This window comes from Yersinia sp. LJYL362 (genome assembly GCF_048323875.1).
Genome location: NZ_JBLWEX010000295.1, coordinates 21,247 through 41,250, shown reverse-complemented (window position 1 = coordinate 41,250; position 20,004 = coordinate 21,247). Strand labels below are relative to the sequence as shown.

The window sequence follows — 20,004 nt, the reverse complement described above, 5'->3', positions numbered from 1 at the left end:
CAGCTGAAATTAACTATGAAGCTGCCCGACTGGCCCGTATCTGTGCTGATGAATGGACTGCCCGCACGCCCGACAAACCACGCTATGTTGCCGGGGTGCTTGGCCCGACCAACCGAACCGCGTCTATCTCACCGAAAGTGAATGATCCGGCATTTCGTAATGTCAGTTTTGATCAGTTGGTTGAGGCTTATCGTGAATCGACCCGTGCTCTGATTGAGGGCGGCGTCGATTTAATTATGATTGAAACGGTTTTCGATACCCTGAATGCCAAAGCTGCCACCTTTGCTGTCGAATCTGAATTTGAAGCTATGGGGGTGCTGTTACCGGTGATGATCTCCGGCACCATTACCGATGCTTCTGGCCGTACTTTATCCGGCCAAACCACCGAAGCTTTTTATAACTCTCTGCGCCACGTGAAGCCGCTCTCTTTTGGCCTGAACTGCGCTTTAGGGCCGGATGAGCTACGCCAATATGTCGCTGAGTTATCACGAATTTCTGAATATTATGTCAGTGCGCACCCGAATGCCGGTTTGCCGAATGCCTTTGGTGAATATGATCTGGAAGCCAAAGAGATGGCCGAGCAGATTGGTGAGTGGGCGCGGGCAGGGTTTTTAAATATTGTCGGCGGGTGCTGCGGTACCACGCCACGTCATATCGCCGCGATGGTGAAAGCTGTCGCTGGCGTTGCACCACGCCCGTTGCCGGAGATTCCGGTCGCTTGCCGTTTAGCGGGGCTGGAACCACTGACAATCGATGCCAACACACTGTTTGTTAACGTCGGTGAACGGACCAACGTCACGGGTTCGGCCCGCTTTAAGCGGCTGATAAAAGAAGAGAAATATGGCGAAGCGCTCGATGTGGCTCGTCAGCAGGTTGAAAGCGGCGCGCAAATCATCGATATCAATATGGATGAGGGCATGTTGGATGCTGAAGCCGCTATGGTGCGTTTCCTGAATCTGATTGCCGGTGAACCCGATATTGCCCGGGTGCCGATTATGATCGACTCTTCCAAATGGGATGTCATCGAAAAAGGTCTGAAATGTATTCAGGGCAAGGGCATCGTTAACTCCATTTCGATGAAAGAGGGTGTAGATGCCTTTATTCATCATGCCAAACTGGTGCGGCGCTATGGTGCGGCGATGGTGGTGATGGCGTTTGATGAGCAGGGGCAGGCTGATACGCGCGCGCGCAAGATAGAGATTTGCCGCCGCGCCTACAAAATTCTGACTGAAACCGTTGGCTTCCCGCCGGAAGATATTATTTTTGACCCGAATATTTTCGCCGTCGCTACCGGGATTGAAGAACATAACAACTACGCCGTCGACTTTATTGAAGCTTGTGCCGATATCAAAGCCGAACTGCCGCATGCCATGATTTCAGGCGGTGTCTCCAACGTTTCGTTCTCCTTCCGTGGTAATGATCCGGTGCGGGAAGCTATTCACGCGGTATTCCTTTATTACGCCATTCGTAATGGAATGGATATGGGTATCGTCAATGCCGGGCAGTTGGCTATCTATGACGATCTGTCAGATGAACTGCGTAATGCAGTTGAGGATGTCATTCTTAATCGTCGTGATGACAGCACTGAGCGCCTGCTAGATCTGGCAGAAAAATACCGTGGCAGTAAGAGTGATGAGGTGGCGGTTCAGCAAGCAGAATGGCGCGGCTGGCCGGTGAAAAAACGCCTGGAATACTCGTTGGTTAAAGGGATTACCGAGTTCATTGAGTTGGATACTGAAGAAGCCCGTCAGCAGGCTGACCGGCCAATCGAGGTTATCGAAGGGCCATTGATGGCCGGGATGAATGTGGTGGGTGACTTGTTTGGTGAGGGGAAAATGTTCCTGCCGCAGGTGGTAAAATCCGCCCGAGTGATGAAACAAGCGGTCGCCTATCTCGAACCTTATATTGAAGCCAGTAAACAGAAAGGTACTACGGCAGGTAAAATCTTGCTGGCGACGGTTAAAGGCGATGTGCATGACATCGGCAAAAACATTGTCGGTGTGGTGTTGCAGTGTAATAACTATGAAATCATAGACTTGGGCGTGATGGTACCGACCGAAAAAATTCTGCGTACCGCGCGGGAAGAAAAGGTCGATATCATCGGTTTATCTGGTCTGATTACGCCATCGCTCGATGAAATGGTGAATGTCGCCAAAGAGATGGAGCGCCAGGGCTTCACCTTGCCGCTGCTGATTGGCGGAGCTACCACCTCCAAAGCACACACCGCGGTTAAAATTGAGCAGAACTACAGTGGGTCCACCACTTATGTCTCTAACGCATCTCGCAGTGTTGGCGTAGTTTCAGCCTTGTTATCTGATACGCAACGAGATGATTTTATAGCGAAAACTCGCAAAGAATACGAAACCGTCCGTATTCAGCATGCGCGAAAAAAACCACGTACCCCGCCGGTTAGTTTGCAAGTGGCACGAGATAACCAAACCGTTATTGATTGGGAAAATTACACTCCGCCAGTGGCGCATAAGTTAGGTGTGCAGGCAGTGGAGGCCAGCATCGAAACTTTGCGTAACTACATCGACTGGACGCCATTCTTTATGACTTGGTCGCTGGCGGGCAAGTATCCGCGTATTCTGGAAGATGAAGTGGTAGGTGAAGAGGCCAAGCGCCTGTTTGCTGATGCCAATGAGATGCTGGATAAGCTGTCAGCGGAGGGCTTACTGCATCCAAAAGGTGTCATCGGGCTTTTTCCGGCCAACAGTGTTGGCGATGACATCGAAATCTATCGCGATGAAAGACGTGATGAAGTGCTGGTGGTTAGCCATCACTTGCGCCAGCAAACCGAGAAAACCGATTTTCCGAACTATTGTCTGGCTGATTACGTCGCACCTAAATCCAGCGGTAAAGCTGATTATTACGGTGCTTTTGCGGTTACCGGCGGGCTGGAAGAGGATGCTCTGGCCGATGCCTATGATGCTCAACATGATGATTACAACAAAATCATGATTAAGGCGCTGTCTGACCGGCTGGCAGAGGCTTTTGCAGAGTATCTGCATGAGCGGGTACGTAAGGTGTATTGGGGCTTCTCACCGAATGAAAATCTGAGCAACGAAGAGTTGGTGCGGGAAAATTATCAAGGGATCCGCCCGGCTCCCGGGTATCCGGCTTGCCCTGAGCATACAGAGAAAGGCCAAATCTGGCAGTTGCTGGATGTGGAAACTCATACGGGTATGAAACTGACGGAATCCTACGCCATGTGGCCAGGGGCATCGGTGTCGGGTTGGTACTTCAGTCATCCGGATAGCAAATATTTCGCTGTGGCACAAATTCAGCGAGATCAAGTTGAAGATTACGCTGCCCGTAAAGGGATGCCAATTGCCGAGGTTGAGCGCTGGTTAGCTCCGAACCTGGGTTACGATGCGGATTGATAGGTAAGTCCGTTCGATAACATAAAAAGGAGATAGCCATGATGACTATCTCCTTTTTTATCTACTCTAAATCGGAGCGACGAGTTGGTTTTAGCCTCGTGTCACGCCAGCGACTGCATTTTTCTGTTCAGAGCCGCCATGAGCGCCAAGTACAGGTGTTTTGCCTTCCATCATTTCACCCACACCACTACCGATTGTCTCGGTGATTTTAGTCGAGGCATTGACTCTGGCCCCGCCTTGCGTGTGTTTACCATTGATATCCTGTAGTTCCAGGCCGTTAGTCTGTAAATTTACATCACTGTCTTGACTGGATATTTTCCCGCCAATGAGTTCTGTTTTACCGGCTACATTGAGATTAACTGATTGCGTACCGCTAATGGCGGATTGTTCTGCTACAGCTTTATTATCAACGACTTCTACCTCAATTTTGGCTTTTCCATTGCCACCTTTAACTTGCTCATCCTGAACATTGGTTTTGACTTTTTTGCCAACTGCTTTTGCCCCTTTCTGCCACCATTTTTCTTTGGTTTCTTCTTCACTTGTTGATTCGTCTAATGTCATTTTTTTGCCCTCTTTGGTGTAGCTGAGCGTTTTGACATTGTCTTCTTCTTTCGTGGTGAATTTGCTGGATATTTGGTCATATTGCTTTTTGACTTTGTCGAATAACTTATTGGATTTGGTGGTCAGAGTCTTCTTCACTTTATCTGAACCAATCGGCGACATTTCGGCTGCTTGAGTAATCAAACTATCTTGTTTCTCATTGCTGTGGTTGAAACCAAAGCCGGTATTAACATTCACTTCATGCCGACTATCTTCACGGCTTTGTACTTTCAAGTCACCGCCGATAACACCGGTCATATTGCTGGCTTTAAGAATGCCCCCAGATAGTGCGGCATCTTTGGCACTGTTGAGGACGATATTGTTGCTATTGATATGGGTGTTTTGCTGTATGACAGCATCTAACTGTTCAACATTAACATCCAATTCAGCACTGATATTATGAAGTTTTCCGCTGCTTTGTTTATCAACCACACCTTTGTCATCTTTATTGAAAGAGCTGTTTTGATTACCATTGGCTCCGACAGTAAATTTCCAGTTATTCTTATGCTCTTTGTCTTGTGCCGATTCCAGCAAGATACCGCCATTATCAGCCGTTAGTGTGGTTTTTTGGCTGGTAATATTGGCATTCTGCATATGGATGGCTTGGTTATCGTGACTACCCGCTTTAACCGTTACCGTACCATTACTATTGATCATGCTGCCCTGATGCTTGAGTGCTGATTCATCTTTATTAGCAACTTTGACCTCAGCTCCCGCACTGATTCCTTTGTTATTTTTATCTGTCCCAGAACTTTGACTGATACCTGCGTTGGCTTTTGCAGACCAGGTCATATCCTCTTTGGAACCGTGTGATTGTGCGGCCAGCACATCAACTTTGCCGCCAGCTATCAACTGAACATCACCCGTTGCTTTGTCTTTACTGCCAAATGTTGTGCCTGTCAGGGTTAAGTCTTTCCCTGCATTCAGCTCAATACCTTGCTGACCTTGTAATTGGCTGACTTGAGCAACTGAGGTGCTGCTTTCCCCCTTACTGTTGCCACCACCTAAACCTGCACCAAAGTTTTTACTGCCGGTGTTAGTACCGAGATTAGCTTTAGCGTTAGCCTCAACATTATTGTGGCTTTCGCTGGTGTGGTTGGTCGCTTGCTCAAAGCGAATATTGTTACCCGCAGTAATCGTTGTTTTACCATCACCAGCATTGATATTTGTACCTTGATAGACGGCATCTTGTTTGACGTTGATATTGATGCCATTGGCGGCGTTCATACTACCAACTTGTGCGATATCACCTTTCACATGTTGGTCGGTAGAACCGCCTTTACCCTTGCCATCCAGAGTAATATCTTTACCGGTAGAAGTGTAAATGCGCATATCCACCTCGCCAGAGGTTTCGGTAATATGCCGGTCAGAACTATTAATGGCGGCTTCTGAGGTATGGCTCGCTGCATCCAGAGTAATGCCACCTTTATCGGCTTGATATTTTGTCCCCTGATCTTTAACTTCTCCTGCGGCATTGAGCGCAATATTTCCGCCTTTAATTGATGTTACGACGGATTGACTGCTATTGAGGTGGGTCTCTTTGGTGCCACCTTTAGCAGAGAAGTCTACCCCAGCATTGGGTGCACCTATTTCTCCCACAGCTTCGATCATGCCGCCGAGATCAAGTTTTTTCCCATTATTGATCACATCTTCAATTGGACGAGTGACTTCGCCATAAGCAATATTAGCCTCATAGCCGACATCAACTTTTGTAGTTTTGGTATTCGTTATTTCGTTGTTCTCGGCAGCCAGGTTATGGATATTATTTCCCTCAACCTGATAGGCACCCCCAACACTATGGTTAGTTCCCTGATTGGTCACATCTTTAGTTGCAATGATATTCAGATTACCTGCAACTGTTGAATTAGAAACCACGGCAGCTGATTTATCTGTGGTTGTTTGAGTGTCTTCATAGCTGACATTTGCTCCGCTGCCAGCCTTATCCATACCGCCGGTATAGTGGAAATCAACACCGACAGTTTCTTTGGATTTATCGCTGGAGAGGGTGTCTTGTGCTGCCACAAATGAAACATTTTCGCCTTTAATTTCGGCATCGCCTTTGGTGGCAGTGATATTAGATCCAGTGAAGGTGACGTCTTTTTTAGCGTCTAGTTTGACGTTACTACCTTCAAGTGATGCCGCGTGATTTTTGGTGCTGTCAGTTTTCTCACTTTCGCTAGTGTGAGTTAGCTTCAGGCCTGCTTGATACTGATGTTTACCATCATCACTGGTGAAGCCGGAGATGGTCAGTTTGGTTTTTTGTTCATCTATTTGCTGTTGGGTTTGTGCAGCTTTTACATTGATGTTACCCAGTGTCTCAATACCTAATTCACCCGCACTTTTGACCATACTGCCAATCACATCGACATTATCTTTACTGATAATTTTAAGATTAGCGTCAGAAACCAATTCACTGCCTATCACTGTTTCATCACTATTATTGGCTTTATGAGAGCTGCCGGTGATATTAAAGGCGACACCGGTACGTTCATCTATTTTTGTTGTCGTCGTACTGATGGCATTGTCAATTTTAATACCACCTTCGCTGGCCTGCACATAACCATCCTGTGTTCCTTTAACCTGGCTACCGGTAATGGAAACACCTTTATTGCCGATAACCAAAATTTTTCCATCAGCCGTTATTTCAGAGCGATGAATGGTTTCTGCATTTTTATTGTTATTATTGTGATCAATGCCACCCAGACCTAAGTTTTGTTCATTCTTGCCGTTAGTCATTGTCTGGTTTTTAGTTTTTTGTACATCAATTTTTACTTCATTGGCATTGATTAATAAATTACCGCCAGCAGAGGCCTTAGCGCCATAGGCACTCATTTTCCCTTCTGCGGTCAGCCCCATATTACCACCCGCTTTTAGCGTGGTTTTATTCAGTGTTTGGGTGTCTGTTTGGTTATTCCAGGATTTATCTTCTCGTGTTTGTACATATTTATGACCTTTTTTATGAATGGAGTCTTGTTCAATAACCCCATCCAGTTTTAAATCTTTTTTGGCTTTAACTGAAAGGTTGTTACCTGCTTCAACAGAGGAACCGGATAGTTTTATATCCCCTTTAGTTGATTCAAGTGAGACATTATTCTCCGCAATGATGGTAGTTCCAATAACGCTTTGTTGTTGATTTTTATTATTTTCAGATTTACTCCAATTATGTAACCCCCACCCACCTTTTTCTGAGTAACCATCGGTTTGTGTATTAGTAATTTCTTCTGTACCAAATTTAATATCTGAACCTTGCATAACAATATTTTCACCATCAATAATGGCGGCATTAAGATGATTTTTTTTCTTGGCAATGATAGAAATATTTGAGCCTTCAATTTTAGTGCGTTCAAGTGTCTGTGTCGTGATGCCGCCAGAGGATGATTCAATAATATCACCTGAAGTATATATGTCACCGGCGTTGACGGTTATATCTTTACTGGTTAAGTTTGCGGGGAGCGGGTTATAATCTAGCTTTGGATCGAAATCGACATCAAGATTCAATCTCCCTGGTGTTGAAATTTCTATCGAGTCACGGGCGATATACCCATTTGACATATTGACTCCATTACCTTCTGCGGTATTAACTATCCTGATTCTGCCAGCCTGCATACCGCCAAATATTTTACTGTCGTACGCCGAACCAACATATTTTTGTGATGCAAGTATTTCCCCATCAGTACCCACTTTGTTTTGGCCGAGAATGATACTAATGCCTTCTCTGGAATCTACAGCTCCCAACATATTAATACGTGGCGCAATTAAGTCTATTGGCCCAGCTGCTGATGTATAACCTGTTATATCTAATAAATTGGTGTTATTACGAGTGTCAAAGCCTTGTAAATTACCTTGGTCTACTAGCGGATTACCAACTACCAGTGAGTTTCGAGTAGTATTAATAAAACCGCAGCCGTCACAGGTAATTCCATTAGGGTTAGCCAGAATATAGTCAGCAGCCATGCCAAAGACTTCCTGCTTGCCTAATAATAATGAAGGGTTACGGCTGATAACTTCATTCAGAATAATATTCGCTGCTTGACCATTTAAATTCTGGTTAGCGGATAATTGCCCAGCAAGTTGTGACTGTCCGGCACTGAGGGAGTTATTAAATACAGCACCCTCTTTGCTAACATTGAATTCATTATATTGGTTATGGGATAAACCGGAGGCCGAGGGTTTGACGATATCGACTACCGCAGCGCCATTGATTGAGCTAACTCCTGGGTTATGAGCAGGATCGCCAGCACCGACAATGCCCGCTGCATAACAGGTGGCGACTGATACTGAAATAATAGCGACGGCCGCCGCCAGTTTTCCTGCCGGGGAGAGCCTGAACTTATTTTGTTTCATTTTTACTTCTCCATTTTTGTCATATTGCTTGGTGTTGATAAAAATTGGCTTTCACTGGCAGCGGTGAACTAAAAGGAATAAGAGAAGCGCGCCAGAATTTGAGTCGGGTCTTTATTTTCTGATTTACCGGACAGCAGATGACCACGACTGGCTTCAATATCCAGTTTGATATCGCGGTAGCTGATATTGATGCCCGCGCTTAAACCCATAGCGCTGCTCCAGCCTTGTGATAATTGCTGAATACGACCGACATCCGCCCCTAACCGTGGCGTTATAATGGTGTTGCCAAGAGAGAAATTGCGGGATAGCGTATTTTGTAAATACCAACCTTTATCGGCAGATAAAGTATTGCGACTAAAGCCGCGAATAGCATTGCTGTCGGTGATACTCAACCATTCAACGCCCGGTAAACGGTCGCGGGTATATTGGCCATAGAATTGATTACTAAACAGGTAGAAGTCATCAAACAGTTTGAAATATTGATTGGAAGTAACGGCTGCTTTAACTTTAGTGAATTGGCTATCCTGATAACTGGCAGTTAAATTCTGATCGGCTCCTAACCACGATAATCCTTGTTCAATACCCACATTTATATTGAATATGCCAGTTGGTAGGATGTGAAGGTGATTAATGCCTAATTCAAATACCGTCAGTGTCGGGCTACTCACTGCTATTCTTTGATCGTTAAAATAGTTTTCTGCCTGTTTATAGGTTAACTGTGCGCTTAAGCCATTAATTTGGTCTTGTTCGCGATGGAAAACGTAATCAGTCCGTAAACCGTGCTGCTGGGTTTTCCCCTTGAGCTCAATAGTATTAAATTGCAATTTCACCGGATAAAGGTATTCGGAATAACTGCCAAAACCACTGAAGGTCAGTGCACCGTAAGGAACGGAATAAAATAGTGAGTAGGCTTTACTATGATTTTTCTGTGGATTATCAGTGGTGGTGCTGATATTCAAACTGAGGGAATCCGATAGCCCAAGAGGGTTATCGAAAGAAAATGCATTGCGGCTCAACCATTTTCCGGTACTTTTATTACCATAATTATCAAGAGAGGTTGTCAGATGCCACGGTTTTGTCCGGATATTACTCAGTTTCAGAATTGATCCCCCCGCTTTATTTCCCGGTAATATATCTACGGTAATTTTGTTGGAAGGCAGACGGTTGGCTTGATCCAAACTTTGATCAAGTTGTTTAATATTTAATGGCTGACCCAGCATATTGGGGAAAATAGTTTCACCATTTAATTCTGGATCATCACTTTCAATGCTCTCAATAAAGCCTTCTGTGACGTCCACCCCGAGTTCATCTTCTTCGTCGGGAGGAATAAACTGGATGCGCGCTGTAATATAGCCTTTACTAAGATAAAGTTGAGTCAGTTCTCGGGCCAGAAGATTGACATGCTCACTATTGATACATTGTTCGGGTATGACGCTTAATGACTCTAAATCTGTTGCGGTCAATAAGGTAATACCCTGAATATAGATGCCACTAATAGGAAGGCATTGTGCGCTATCGTCTAATTCCGGAGCACTATTTTCAGGCGTATCTATTTCTGCTTCAGGTTGTTTAGCATGAGGTTGGCGACGTTCTTCTATTAAGTGGTTTATCTCATTGCTATTGTTCTGTAAGTTTTGGCGAGCTTCATTGATCGAAGAGGGAATATCCATCCCCGGAGTGGTATTAGCGTAGGCGCCCGTGCTCAATAAAAAACATAATGCGGTGCGTTTTTTGATCATGATATCTGTGGGGGAGTTTACTGGCGGAATAGGCTCAGTCGTCTCCATCCTTGAGTCAAATTTACGGGCAGCACTATTACCGTCCCTGATAAGTAAAAACGGCGGGGCGGCTTGGGAATTAAGTTATATTCAGGAAAAACTGAAATATAATAATTTTTTGATATTCGCAGACAGATAAATAATGAAATTTATAATTATTTAATCTCTATTCAGGTCAATGCAGGATGTTATTGATTAAATTTTAACGGGAGGGGCATGGCAAGATAAAATGGAAGAAATAGATGCCCGTGTTTAACGGGCATGGTGAATAGGCTGGATTACTCTTTGTCTTTATTTACCGGTTTACCTGACCAATAACCTGCCAGCAGTGAGCCAGACAAGTTATGCCAAACCGAGAACAGCGCGCCTGGCAGTGCGGCCAGAGGGGAGAAGTAAATTTTACCCAGAGTCGCTGCTAATCCTGAGTTTTGCATCCCGACTTCAATCGCCAATGTGCGGCAGGTTGACTCATCAAAACCAAACAGTTTCCCACCCCAGTATCCGCTTAACAGGCCAATACCGTTATGCAGAATAACTGCAATAATCACCACGAAACCGACAGAAGCAATGTGGCTCTGACTACCGGCGACTACCGCACTAATAATGGCGACAATACAGACCATCGACATTGCTGGCAGATAAGGCTCGATACGTTTGACTGTTTTAGTAAAGGTATGATGGACAATCAGGCCCGCAGTAATAGGGATAACTACGATTTGCAGAATACTTTTTAGCATCCCAACCACATCCACACTGATGGTGGCATCCACATATAAACGGGTCAGTAGTGGGGTAGCGAACACGCCTACCAAGGTTGAAACCGCAGAGATAGTCACGGAGAGTGCCACATCACCTTTCGCCAGATAAATCATGACATTGGATGCTGTTCCGCTGGCAACACTGCCGACCAATACCATACCGGCAGACAGATCGGGTGGCATACGGAATAAGATTGCCAGAACCCAGGCGGTGAGCGGCATAATCAGATAATGCAGGAATGTTGCCGCCGCAACCGGTGCTGGGCGCGATAACACGCGTTTGAAATCATCCAACCGCAGGGTGACTCCCATAGTAAACATAATAAGCATCAATAGTGGGCCAACATACGGGCCAATACCGACAAAGGTTGTTGGGCGGAAATAGGCCGCAACTGAGAGCAATAATGCCCAGAGTGGGAACAGCCGAGTGATTTTGGCTAACATGAAGCGAGTGTCCTTAATCGTCAGTGTCAGAGATAAGAAAACCGGACGAAAGCGCCCGGTTTGTTATAAAAGCACATTACTTTATTGCTGATTATTTAAACAATTCAGTTGTTCAAATAATCAGTTATTCAAAGAGATTGTGATGCAGCGTTTGTACCACTTTCTCTGCATCAGTGCCCGGTACCAGGAAGCATAGGTTGTGGCTGCTTGCTCCATAACAAATCATGCGGATATTGAATGGGTCTAACACGCCAAACACCTCTTTACCCACCCCGCAGGCTTGCGACAGGTTGTTTCCGATAATTGCCACCAATGCCAGATTTTCTTCCACTTCAACCCGGCACAGGGAGGAGAGCTCGGTCAACAATGAGCTGGTCAACAAGCTATCGCCAGTCGATGTCGAGCCGGTCGTATCTAGTGTCAGCGCTACACTCACTTCGGAGGTGGTTATCAAATCAACCGAGATATTGTGGCGTGCCAGAATGTTAAAAACTTCGGCCAGAAAACCGCGTGCGTGCAGCATATTCAGGCTATGCAGGGTTAGCAGGGTTTGTTTGCGGCGTAATGCTAAAGCTCGGAACAGCGGAGGGTTGTAAGTTTCATTGCACACTAAGGTGCCGCCAGCTTCGGGATCTTTGCTCGATCCGACAAACACCGGGATATCACTACGCACGGCCGGTAATAAAGTTGCCGGGTGCAGCACTTTGGCACCAAAAGTCGCCATTTCAGCAGCTTCTTCAAAAGCGATTTTATCAATACGTTTTGCACCGGGAACTACGCGCGGGTCAGTGCTATAAATCCCTGGAACATCCGTCCAGATATCAATGCGGCTGACATTCAGCGCTTCCCCCAACAATGCAGCAGTGTAATCACTGCCCCCTCGGCCTAGCGTGGTGGTGCGACCTTTACTTTCGCTACCAATAAAACCTTGCGTTACGATAATGGCGTGCTCGATACGTGGCGCTAATTGGGTCTGGGCCAGTTCGGCTAATGCATGGGTATCTGGCTCGGCACGGCCAAAGCGATCATTGGTGCGCATAATTTTACGTACATCAAACCATTCCACCGCCACCTGGCGTTGGCGCAACAGTTCGACAAACAATAATGTCGACATTAATTCGCCGTGGCTGACCAGTTCATCCGTCAGTGCTGCCGAGGTCGCCAGACTGGCCGCCTCTGACAGCATGGCAATGTTCTCCAGCATGCGGTCAATTTCTTCGCGAATAACGGCTGGGTCGGAAAGTTTAGCGAGAATGCTGTATTGAATGCGGCGGATTTCATCTAAATGAATGGCGCGTGTTTCCTGTTCGCAACCATCGGCCAGCGCGACCAACAGATTGGTAATCCCGGCCGAAGCCGACAGAATCACCAAACGAACATCCGGGTTCGATAAAACTACGTCAGCGCTGCGGCTCATGGCATCAAAATCAGCCACACTGGTACCACCAAATTTGGCGACGACAGTTGGGGTTGGGGCGCTGCGAGCAGTCTGTTGTTGTGAAGCCTGTCGTTGTGAAGCGGAAATCATCTAAAAAAACCTCGTGTCAGATGCCATCTCGGGTGGTCGGCTGTATTTTTCTCTGTACAAGGAAATAACGGGTTATCCACTTTCTGTCAATGAAATGGCCATGAGGTATTTTCATATTTAATAATATGCTCCCTCATATCACTAAATTGATTGGATACTGGCCTGAATGTGAGCGACTGCTATGATTGAAGGTCTTCAGATTATGATTAAAAATCTTAAGATGAACCGAGGTATTGAGAAACATGGATCAGATCAATAGTTGTTTCGAGAGATAATACCTATCGCAAGAAAAGAGATCTCAATCACAGGGTAACAGGATACAATCAAGGTATTCGTTTCATTAATCCTTAAGCCTAGAAGAGCGCCGCTATGAAAAATATTAATCCTAGTCAAACCGCTGCCTGGAAAGCGTTACAGCAACACTTTGAACAGATGAAAGATGTCACTATCAGCAGTCTGTTTGCCAAGGACGACCAGCGTTTTAACAAGTTCTCAGCGACTTTTGACGATCAAATGCTGGTGGATTTCTCCAAAAATCGCATTACCAGCGAAACCATGGAAAAACTGCAAGCTCTGGCTAAAGAAACTGATCTGGCTGGTGCAATTAAAGCGATGTTCTCTGGTGAGAAAATCAATCGCACCGAAGACCGTGCCGTGCTGCATATTGCTCTGCGTAACCGCAGTAATACGCCGATTGTGGTCGATGGCAAAGATGTGATGCCAGAAGTAAACGCAGTACTGGCTAAAATGAAACAGTTCTGTGACCGCGTGATTGGCGGCGAATGGAAAGGCTATACCGGCAAAGCGATTACTGATGTGGTGAATATCGGTATCGGTGGTTCAGATCTCGGCCCTTACATGGTGACCGAAGCGCTGCGCCCGTATAAAAATCATCTGAATATGCATTTCGTTTCTAACGTGGATGGCACTCATATTGCTGAAACGTTGAAACCGCTGAACCCAGAAACCACGCTATTCCTGGTCGCATCAAAAACCTTTACCACTCAAGAAACCATGACTAACGCCCACAGCGCGCGTGACTGGTTCTTGTCTACCGCGAGTGATGAGAAACATGTTGCTAAACACTTTGCGGCATTGTCGACCAACGCCAAAGCAGTAGGCGAGTTTGGTATTGATACCAACAATATGTTTGAGTTCTGGGATTGGGTCGGTGGCCGTTATTCGCTGTGGTCTGCGATTGGCTTGTCTATCGCGCTGTCGGTTGGTTTCGAGAACTTCGAACAACTGCTCAGTGGTGCACATGCTATGGACAAACACTTTGCGGAAACTCCGGCTGAGAAGAACTTGCCGATTCTGCTGGCGTTGATTGGTATCTGGTACAACAATTTCTTTGGCGCAGAAACCGAAGCCATCCTGCCATATGATCAGTATATGCACCGTTTCCCGGCTTACTTCCAGCAGGGCAATATGGAATCCAACGGTAAATATGTTGGCCGTGATGGTAAACCAGTTGATTACCAGACTGGCCCAATTATTTGGGGTGAGCCAGGCACCAATGGTCAGCATGCGTTTTATCAGTTGATCCATCAAGGCACCAAATTGGTTCCTTGTGACTTTATCGCACCGGCTATCAGTCATAATCCACTGAGTGACCATCACGCGAAACTGCTGTCTAACTTCTTTGCACAAACCGAAGCGCTGGCTTTCGGTAAATCACTGGCAGAAGTTGAAGCAGAATTTGCTGCAGCTGGCAAAACACCTGAGCAAGTGGCTCATGTTGCACCATTCAAAGTGTTCGAAGGTAACCGCCCAACCAACTCTATCTTGCTGCGCGAAATCACGCCGTTCAGCTTGGGTGCATTGATTGCGTTGTATGAGCACAAGATCTTCACGCAAGGGGTTATCCTGAATATCTACTCCTTCGACCAATGGGGTGTAGAGCTGGGTAAACAACTGGCGAATCGTATTTTGCCAGAACTGGCAGGTGATGAAAAAGTCACCAGCCATGACAGTTCTACCAATGCGTTGATTAACCGTTTCAAGAGCTGGCGTTAAGCTAACGGGCTAAGCTCTTTGATCCGTGCTTATTAGCCCCTTACTGATGTAAGGGGCTTTTTTTCGGCCCGGATCATTTCACCTACTTTCAATAGGAGTATTTATGGCCAAAAATTCGCGCTCACAGTGGATAGCCAAAAATCTACAGCGTTTACTGAATGTGGGGTTGATTGTATTAGCCGCTATTTTGGTGGTCTTTCTGATAAAAGAAACCTTCCATCTTGGCAAGGTTTTATTCGTCAATAATCAGGATGCGTCTTCTTACATGCTGATTGAAGGGATTGTGATCTACTTTTTGTACTTCGAGTTTATCGCATTGATTGTTAAGTACTTTGAGTCTGGCTATCACTTCCCACTGCGCTATTTTATTTATATCGGGATCACCGCAATTATCCGCTTGATCATTGTCGATCATGAGAATCCAATTGATACGCTGATTTATTCCGGCTCGATATTATTGCTGGTGGTGACTTTGTATTTAGCCAATACCGAAAGATTGAAAAGAGAATAAAAATGGCGGCCATTACGGCCGCCCTAAAGACACAGTACCAGAGGGAAAATACAGCAAGTGAAGCAGCGGCATAAATTTAGATAACTGATAATTCGGATAGAAGGGGAAATGTTCCGTTCGGGTCGTAGTGGCGTAAGCCACCGGAGCGCCCGTAGGAACAGTCACCCCTTTAGCATCAATTTAACCTTTCACTCCACCTGCCGTGAGGCCACCGACCAGCCAGCGTTGCGCCAGTAAGAAGACGGCGGTGATAGGAATGGCTGATAACACGGCGGCAGCGGCAAAATCGCCCCACAGATAGTTTTGCGGGTTCAAGTATTGCTGCATACCCACTGCCAGAGTGTAGCTGTCCACATCGCGCAACAGCAGTGACGCGACCGGGACTTCGGTAATCGCGGCAATAAACGACAGAATAAAGACCACAGCTAAAATCGGTACTGACAGTGGCAACAGCACTAGTCTGAAAGCTTGCCATGGCGTAGCGCCATCCAGAGCGGCGGCTTCTTCCAATGAGTTATCAATGGTTTCGAAATAGCCTTTGATGGTCCAAACATGCAGGGCAATCCCTCCCATATAAGCAAAAATTACGCCGCCGTGGGTATTCAGCCCAATAAACGGCATATATTGCCCGAGGCGGTCGAACAGGGCATATAACGCCACCAGTGACAGCACCGCAGGGAACATCTGGAAAATCAGCATACTTTTCAGCAGGGTGTCTTTGCCGCGAAAACGCATACGGGCAAAGGCGTAAGCACAAGTGGTGGATAGGGTGACAATACCAATGGCGGTAATCACCGCAATTTTGACTGAGTTCCACAGCCATAACATCACCGGGAATGGCGGCGGTGTCACGCTACCATCAGCATGGGTGACACTCATGCCCAGAGCCAGTTTCCAGTGTTCCCAGGAGATTTGATCCGGGATCAGGCTGCCAGTGGCAAAGTTACCGGGCCGCAGTGAAATGGTAATCACCATCAGTAGCGGAAACATAATCAGCGCGATAAAGCACAGCATTAAGAAATGAGTGCCAAATAGACGCAAACGCTGGGATTTAGGTTGAACCATAGCCATCTGCATCTCCTCCTTAGTCAAAATTCATTTTGCTGGCTTTCAAATTCAGTATCGCAAGTGCGCCTACCAGAATGAAAATCAGTGTTGCAATTGCCGCTGCCAGCCCGAAGTCTTGCCCACCTCCACCTTCAAAGGCGACACGATAGGTATAGTTAACCAGCAAATCGGTATATCCCGCAGGGGTACTGGTGCCAATCATATCCGGGCCGCCTCGGGTTAATAACTGAATCAGAACGAAGTTATTAAAGTTAAAGGCAAAACTGGCAATCATGAGCGGGGTCAGCGGCTTAATCAGCAACGGGAAGGTGATACGGAAAAAGTTCTGGAAAGGCCCGGCACCATCCATAGCTGATGCTTCATATAAGTCATCAGGAATGGCTTTCAACAGCCCCATACAGAGGATCATCATGTAGGGATAACCCAGCCAGGTATTCACAATCAAAATCATACTTTTGGCAGTAATTGGGTCACTGAACCATTCGGGTTTGATACCAAATAACTGATTAAGCATCAGGTTAATTTCCCCGAAGCTTTGGTTAAATAACCCTTTGAAGATCAAAATTGAGATAAATGACGGAACCGCGTAAGGCAATATCAGTAGCACGCGATAGATAGCTTTACCTTTCAGGGCATCCCATTGCACCACGCAGGCCAGCACCATACCGACGGCAACGGTCAGGATGACACTCAAGACTGAGAAGAGGATGGTCCAGATAAAGATCGAGATAAAGGGCTTTTGGATACCTTCATCTTGCAGTACCCGCAGGAAGTTTTTCCAGCCGATGGTGATAGTAAAACCGGGGCTGAGTTTTTCATTTTCCCACTGACCGTCAGCATTGATTGCCTGGTAAAAGCCAGTATCAAGGTTTGGTCGATATATCACACCTGTCTGCTGATTTTTGAGTTCTTTACCGTCAGCAGCCAATATGTAAAGCGGGCTGGTTTCGGCGAATTGACGCAGTGAACTCATGCGTAGCTCACCCCCATTGGGCAAGACGGCCACCACGCCACTCAGTGCCTGACGATTTTGGGTAATAATACGCAATGAAGCACGCTCGCCAGTCTGTTCAGCGCTGGCAGGGGCAAGGTGTAGTAACTGTCCATTGATCGCATCAAAGCTGAAAGGCTCGGAAATCAGTACGTTACTATCATCTGGGTTAGTCAGTTGTAAACGCCATTGGTTGTCGCTGGGGTAAAGACCAAAAGTGTAGGTTTTACCGGTTTGGAATTGTCTATCCAGTAATACTGATTGGGCGCGTTCAAAGGTTAATTGGTTAGTACTGCTGTAATTGGTAAAGGCAATAGCAATAGTGCAAATCAAGGGGAACAGAACAAATAGCCCCATCCCTGCTACGCCGGGGTAAACATAGCGCCAGGCATAAGCACGGCGATTAGCAAAAACGTACAGCCCCAGAGTCACCAGAATCAGCGTCACGATGGCAAAAAGATATTCGCCCTGAGAATACATCAACACGATTAAATAGCAGGTGAATAAGCTTAATATGCTGATAATAAGCCACTTAAGCGCATCACTTTGCCACCAGGCGGTTTTCTTTTTACGGCTTTGGTATTCGGTGTGGGATAACTGCATAATGTTCCCTTAAGCTCATTCTATTAGCGACTTCTACGACTGAAAACAGTGTCGGGGCACGGCGAACCGCGCCCCTTTTGCAGGTGAAACAGTTACTTAACGATACGGGCTGCTGCGTCGTTCAATGCAGCTTCCACGGTTTGACGCCCACTGATGGCGTTCAATACCGCACTGCGGGTTGCATACCAGAAGGCGGCCATTTGCGGAATATTTGGCATGATTTCGCCTTTGGTGGCGTTAGCCATAGTTGCCGCAATACGTGGATCTTTTGCCAATTGCTCTTGGAATGATTTCAGTGCAACAGCGCCCAGAGGCTTATCTTTATTGACTTCAGCCAGGCCTTGGTCAGTTATCAGATAGTTTTCCAGGAATTCAGTCGCCAGTTCTTTGTTCGGGCTGGCAGCGTTAATACCGGCAGTCAGAACACCCACGAACGGCTTGGAAGGTTGGCCGTGGAAGGTTGGCAGCAACGTCACACCGTAATTGATTTTGCTCTTATCAATGTTAGACCATGCCCACGGGCCATTGATGGTCATCGCGGTTTCGCCTTTGTTAAAGGCCGCTTCTGCGATGGAGTAATCAGTATCAGCATTGATGTGTTTGTTCTTCACCAGATCGACAATAAATTGCAGGCCGGCTTTAGCACCAGCATTATTCACGCCGACGTTTTTGACATCATAGACGCCGTTTTCAGATTTGAAGGCATAACCGCCGTCAGCGGCGATAAGTGGCCAGGTGAAGTAGGGTTCTTGCAGGTTCCACATGATGGCACTCTTGCCATTCGCACGCAGGGTGGTATCCAGTGCAGGAATCTCTTCCCAGGTCTTCGGTGCTTCTTTGATCAGGTCTTTGTTATAAATCAGAGACAGTGCTTCGACCGCCACTGGGTAACCAATCAGTTTGCCATTAAAGCGCACGGCGTCCCAAGTGAATGGGAACAGTTTGTCCTGGAAAGCTTTAGATGGGTGCAATTCGGCCAGCAAACCAGATTGCGCGTAGCCACCAAAGCGGTCATGTGCCCAGAAGATAATGTCTGGGCCATCACCAGTCGCAGCCACTTGTGGGAATTTTTCTTCCAGTTTATCTGGGTGCTCGATAGTGACTTTGATGCCGGTGTCTTTTTCAAATTTCTTACCGACTTCCGCCAACCCGTTATAACCTTTATCGCCATTAATCCAGATAACCAGTTTACCTTCTTCAATCTTGGCAAAAGCAGAGGAAGAGAGCACCAGTGTGGTTAACGCTGAAAGGGCCAAAACACGTGCGGTCTTACCAATGCCGGATTTTGTGAAGCTGCGAGTCATAATCCAATCCTTTTATCCAATTTTGTGGGTACCGACTTTCTTGTGAGTCATTCATGCATTTATTACAGGGACTAATACATTACGCTGACATATTGAGTCACAACTAGATACAGCATCATCCTCCCCCTCTCTACGCCCCCCAACGAGTTATTGTGATCGACTTAACACTGCAGCCTATTCTGTGGTGTCAGACACAATAATGTAGGTCGAAATTTGCGTGTCAGGTCACGTATTTGTATTTGTGATGGAACTTCTGCTCGCAGTGGTCGTTCCCTCATCCTCCCATCTCCTCCCCCATGAAAAACTTTGTTACGGATGATTACCAAATAGTGCTACTCCCGCATTATCGCCGTCATTGAAAGCGGCACCGTCATTGAAAGCGACGCAGTCATTGAAACAGTGTCAGCACCATTGAAACAGCGTCACCAACCAAATGTGGTTGTTCGGTTAATTATTACCCAGGTAGATCAGGACGTTGCAGCGTTAACCAACGTGCGGCCCTATACTCAGGCCGCGACGTCGTCCGGGGCAACCTTGCTTAGGCATGGCGGTACGGCGCGCAGCAAGAGAGTCATCAGGGGACTGGGAGTAATCGATGGGTCATGCCGGAATTTGCTTCCGCCATTTTTCTTCAGTCAGGTTCATATGAAAAGTTGTTTGCGTAAGCGAAGGAGTA

Annotated in this window: 10 protein-coding genes and 1 pseudogene; 4 read left to right on the top strand and 7 right to left on the bottom strand. The window is 46.5% G+C overall.

Going from position 1 to position 20,004, the window contains the following annotated elements; translation table 11 throughout:
* Positions 1 to 3,383: methionine synthase (metH, locus tag ACNSO8_RS21015; RefSeq protein ID WP_418395775.1), on the top strand; the 3,383-nt coding region annotated here is incomplete at its 5' end.
* Positions 3,384 to 3,473: 90 nt separating this feature from the next.
* Here the strand turns inward: metH and ACNSO8_RS21010 are convergent.
* The 4 genes from ACNSO8_RS21010 to lysC form a co-directional block, all read right to left on the bottom strand.
* Positions 3,474 to 8,327, bottom strand: coding sequence for a hemagglutinin repeat-containing protein (locus tag ACNSO8_RS21010; protein ID WP_418395774.1), 4,854 nt, complete (start codon positions 8,325 to 8,327; stop codon positions 3,474 to 3,476).
* A gap of 68 nt (positions 8,328 to 8,395) precedes the next feature.
* Positions 8,396 to 10,066 (bottom strand): ShlB/FhaC/HecB family hemolysin secretion/activation protein, encoded by a 1,671-nt coding sequence (locus ACNSO8_RS21005; RefSeq protein WP_418395776.1) that lies wholly within the window; start codon positions 10,064 to 10,066, stop codon positions 8,396 to 8,398.
* 317 nt (positions 10,067 to 10,383) lie between these two features.
* Entirely contained in the window at positions 10,384 to 11,307 is a 924-nt protein-coding gene (gene panS / locus ACNSO8_RS21000) for a ketopantoate/pantoate/pantothenate transporter PanS (RefSeq protein WP_019082193.1), read from the bottom strand.
* A gap of 124 nt (positions 11,308 to 11,431) precedes the next feature.
* Positions 11,432 to 12,835 carry a lysine-sensitive aspartokinase 3 gene (lysC, locus tag ACNSO8_RS20995; protein WP_019080124.1) on the bottom strand — a complete coding sequence of 468 codons (1,404 nt, stop codon included), beginning with the start codon at positions 12,833 to 12,835 and terminating at the stop codon, positions 11,432 to 11,434.
* Positions 12,836 to 13,204: 369 nt separating this feature from the next.
* On the opposite strand from lysC, the gene pgi reads away from it, so the two are divergent.
* A complete protein-coding gene (gene pgi, locus ACNSO8_RS20990) occupies positions 13,205 to 14,851 on the top strand; it encodes a glucose-6-phosphate isomerase (RefSeq protein ID WP_019080123.1) in 1,647 nt (548 codons plus the stop codon).
* A 103-nt stretch (positions 14,852 to 14,954) separates the two neighbouring features.
* Positions 14,955 to 15,362, top strand: a complete 408-nt coding sequence (gene psiE, locus ACNSO8_RS20985; RefSeq protein WP_019080122.1) for a phosphate-starvation-inducible protein PsiE — start codon at positions 14,955 to 14,957, stop codon at positions 15,360 to 15,362.
* Between the two features lie 180 nt (positions 15,363 to 15,542).
* Here the strand turns inward: psiE and malG are convergent, their stop codons facing one another.
* From malG to malE, 3 genes are all read right to left on the bottom strand, one after another.
* Entirely contained in the window at positions 15,543 to 16,433 is an 891-nt protein-coding gene (gene malG / locus ACNSO8_RS20980; RefSeq protein ID WP_005165723.1) for a maltose ABC transporter permease MalG, read from the bottom strand.
* A 13-nt stretch (positions 16,434 to 16,446) separates the two neighbouring features.
* The gene (gene malF, locus ACNSO8_RS20975; RefSeq protein WP_057630290.1) at positions 16,447 to 18,024 is read right to left on the bottom strand and encodes a maltose ABC transporter permease MalF; all 1,578 of its coding nucleotides are present in this window, start codon (positions 18,022 to 18,024) and stop codon (positions 16,447 to 16,449) included.
* A 92-nt stretch (positions 18,025 to 18,116) separates the two neighbouring features.
* Positions 18,117 to 19,328 carry a maltose/maltodextrin ABC transporter substrate-binding protein MalE gene (malE, locus tag ACNSO8_RS20970; RefSeq protein WP_005165720.1) on the bottom strand — a complete coding sequence of 404 codons (1,212 nt, stop codon included), beginning with the start codon at positions 19,326 to 19,328 and terminating at the stop codon, positions 18,117 to 18,119.
* Between the two features lie 435 nt (positions 19,329 to 19,763).
* Between malE and ACNSO8_RS20965 the strand changes: the two are divergent.
* Positions 19,764 to 19,993 (top strand): annotated as a pseudogene (locus ACNSO8_RS20965) (hypothetical protein).
* Positions 19,994 to 20,004: the final 11 nt, after the last annotated feature.

What these genes read in the sequence shown, in the direction of transcription:
- lysC (WP_019080124.1), bottom strand. Translation starts at nt 12,835, where the DNA reads ATGATTTCCGCTTCACAACGACAGGCTTCACAACAACAGACTGCTCGC.
- ACNSO8_RS21010 (WP_418395774.1), bottom strand. Translation starts at nt 8,327, where the DNA reads ATGAAACAAAATAAGTTCAGGCTCTCCCCGGCAGGAAAACTGGCGGCG.
- psiE (WP_019080122.1), top strand. Translation starts at nt 14,955, where the DNA reads ATGGCCAAAAATTCGCGCTCACAGTGGATAGCCAAAAATCTACAGCGT.
- malE (WP_005165720.1), bottom strand. Translation starts at nt 19,328, where the DNA reads ATGACTCGCAGCTTCACAAAATCCGGCATTGGTAAGACCGCACGTGTT.
- ACNSO8_RS21005 (WP_418395776.1), bottom strand. Translation starts at nt 10,066, where the DNA reads ATGATCAAAAAACGCACCGCATTATGTTTTTTATTGAGCACGGGCGCC.
- malF (WP_057630290.1), bottom strand. Translation starts at nt 18,024, where the DNA reads ATGCAGTTATCCCACACCGAATACCAAAGCCGTAAAAAGAAAACCGCC.
- pgi (WP_019080123.1), top strand. Translation starts at nt 13,205, where the DNA reads ATGAAAAATATTAATCCTAGTCAAACCGCTGCCTGGAAAGCGTTACAG.
- malG (WP_005165723.1), bottom strand. Translation starts at nt 16,433, where the DNA reads ATGGCTATGGTTCAACCTAAATCCCAGCGTTTGCGTCTATTTGGCACT.
- panS (WP_019082193.1), bottom strand. Translation starts at nt 11,307, where the DNA reads ATGTTAGCCAAAATCACTCGGCTGTTCCCACTCTGGGCATTATTGCTC.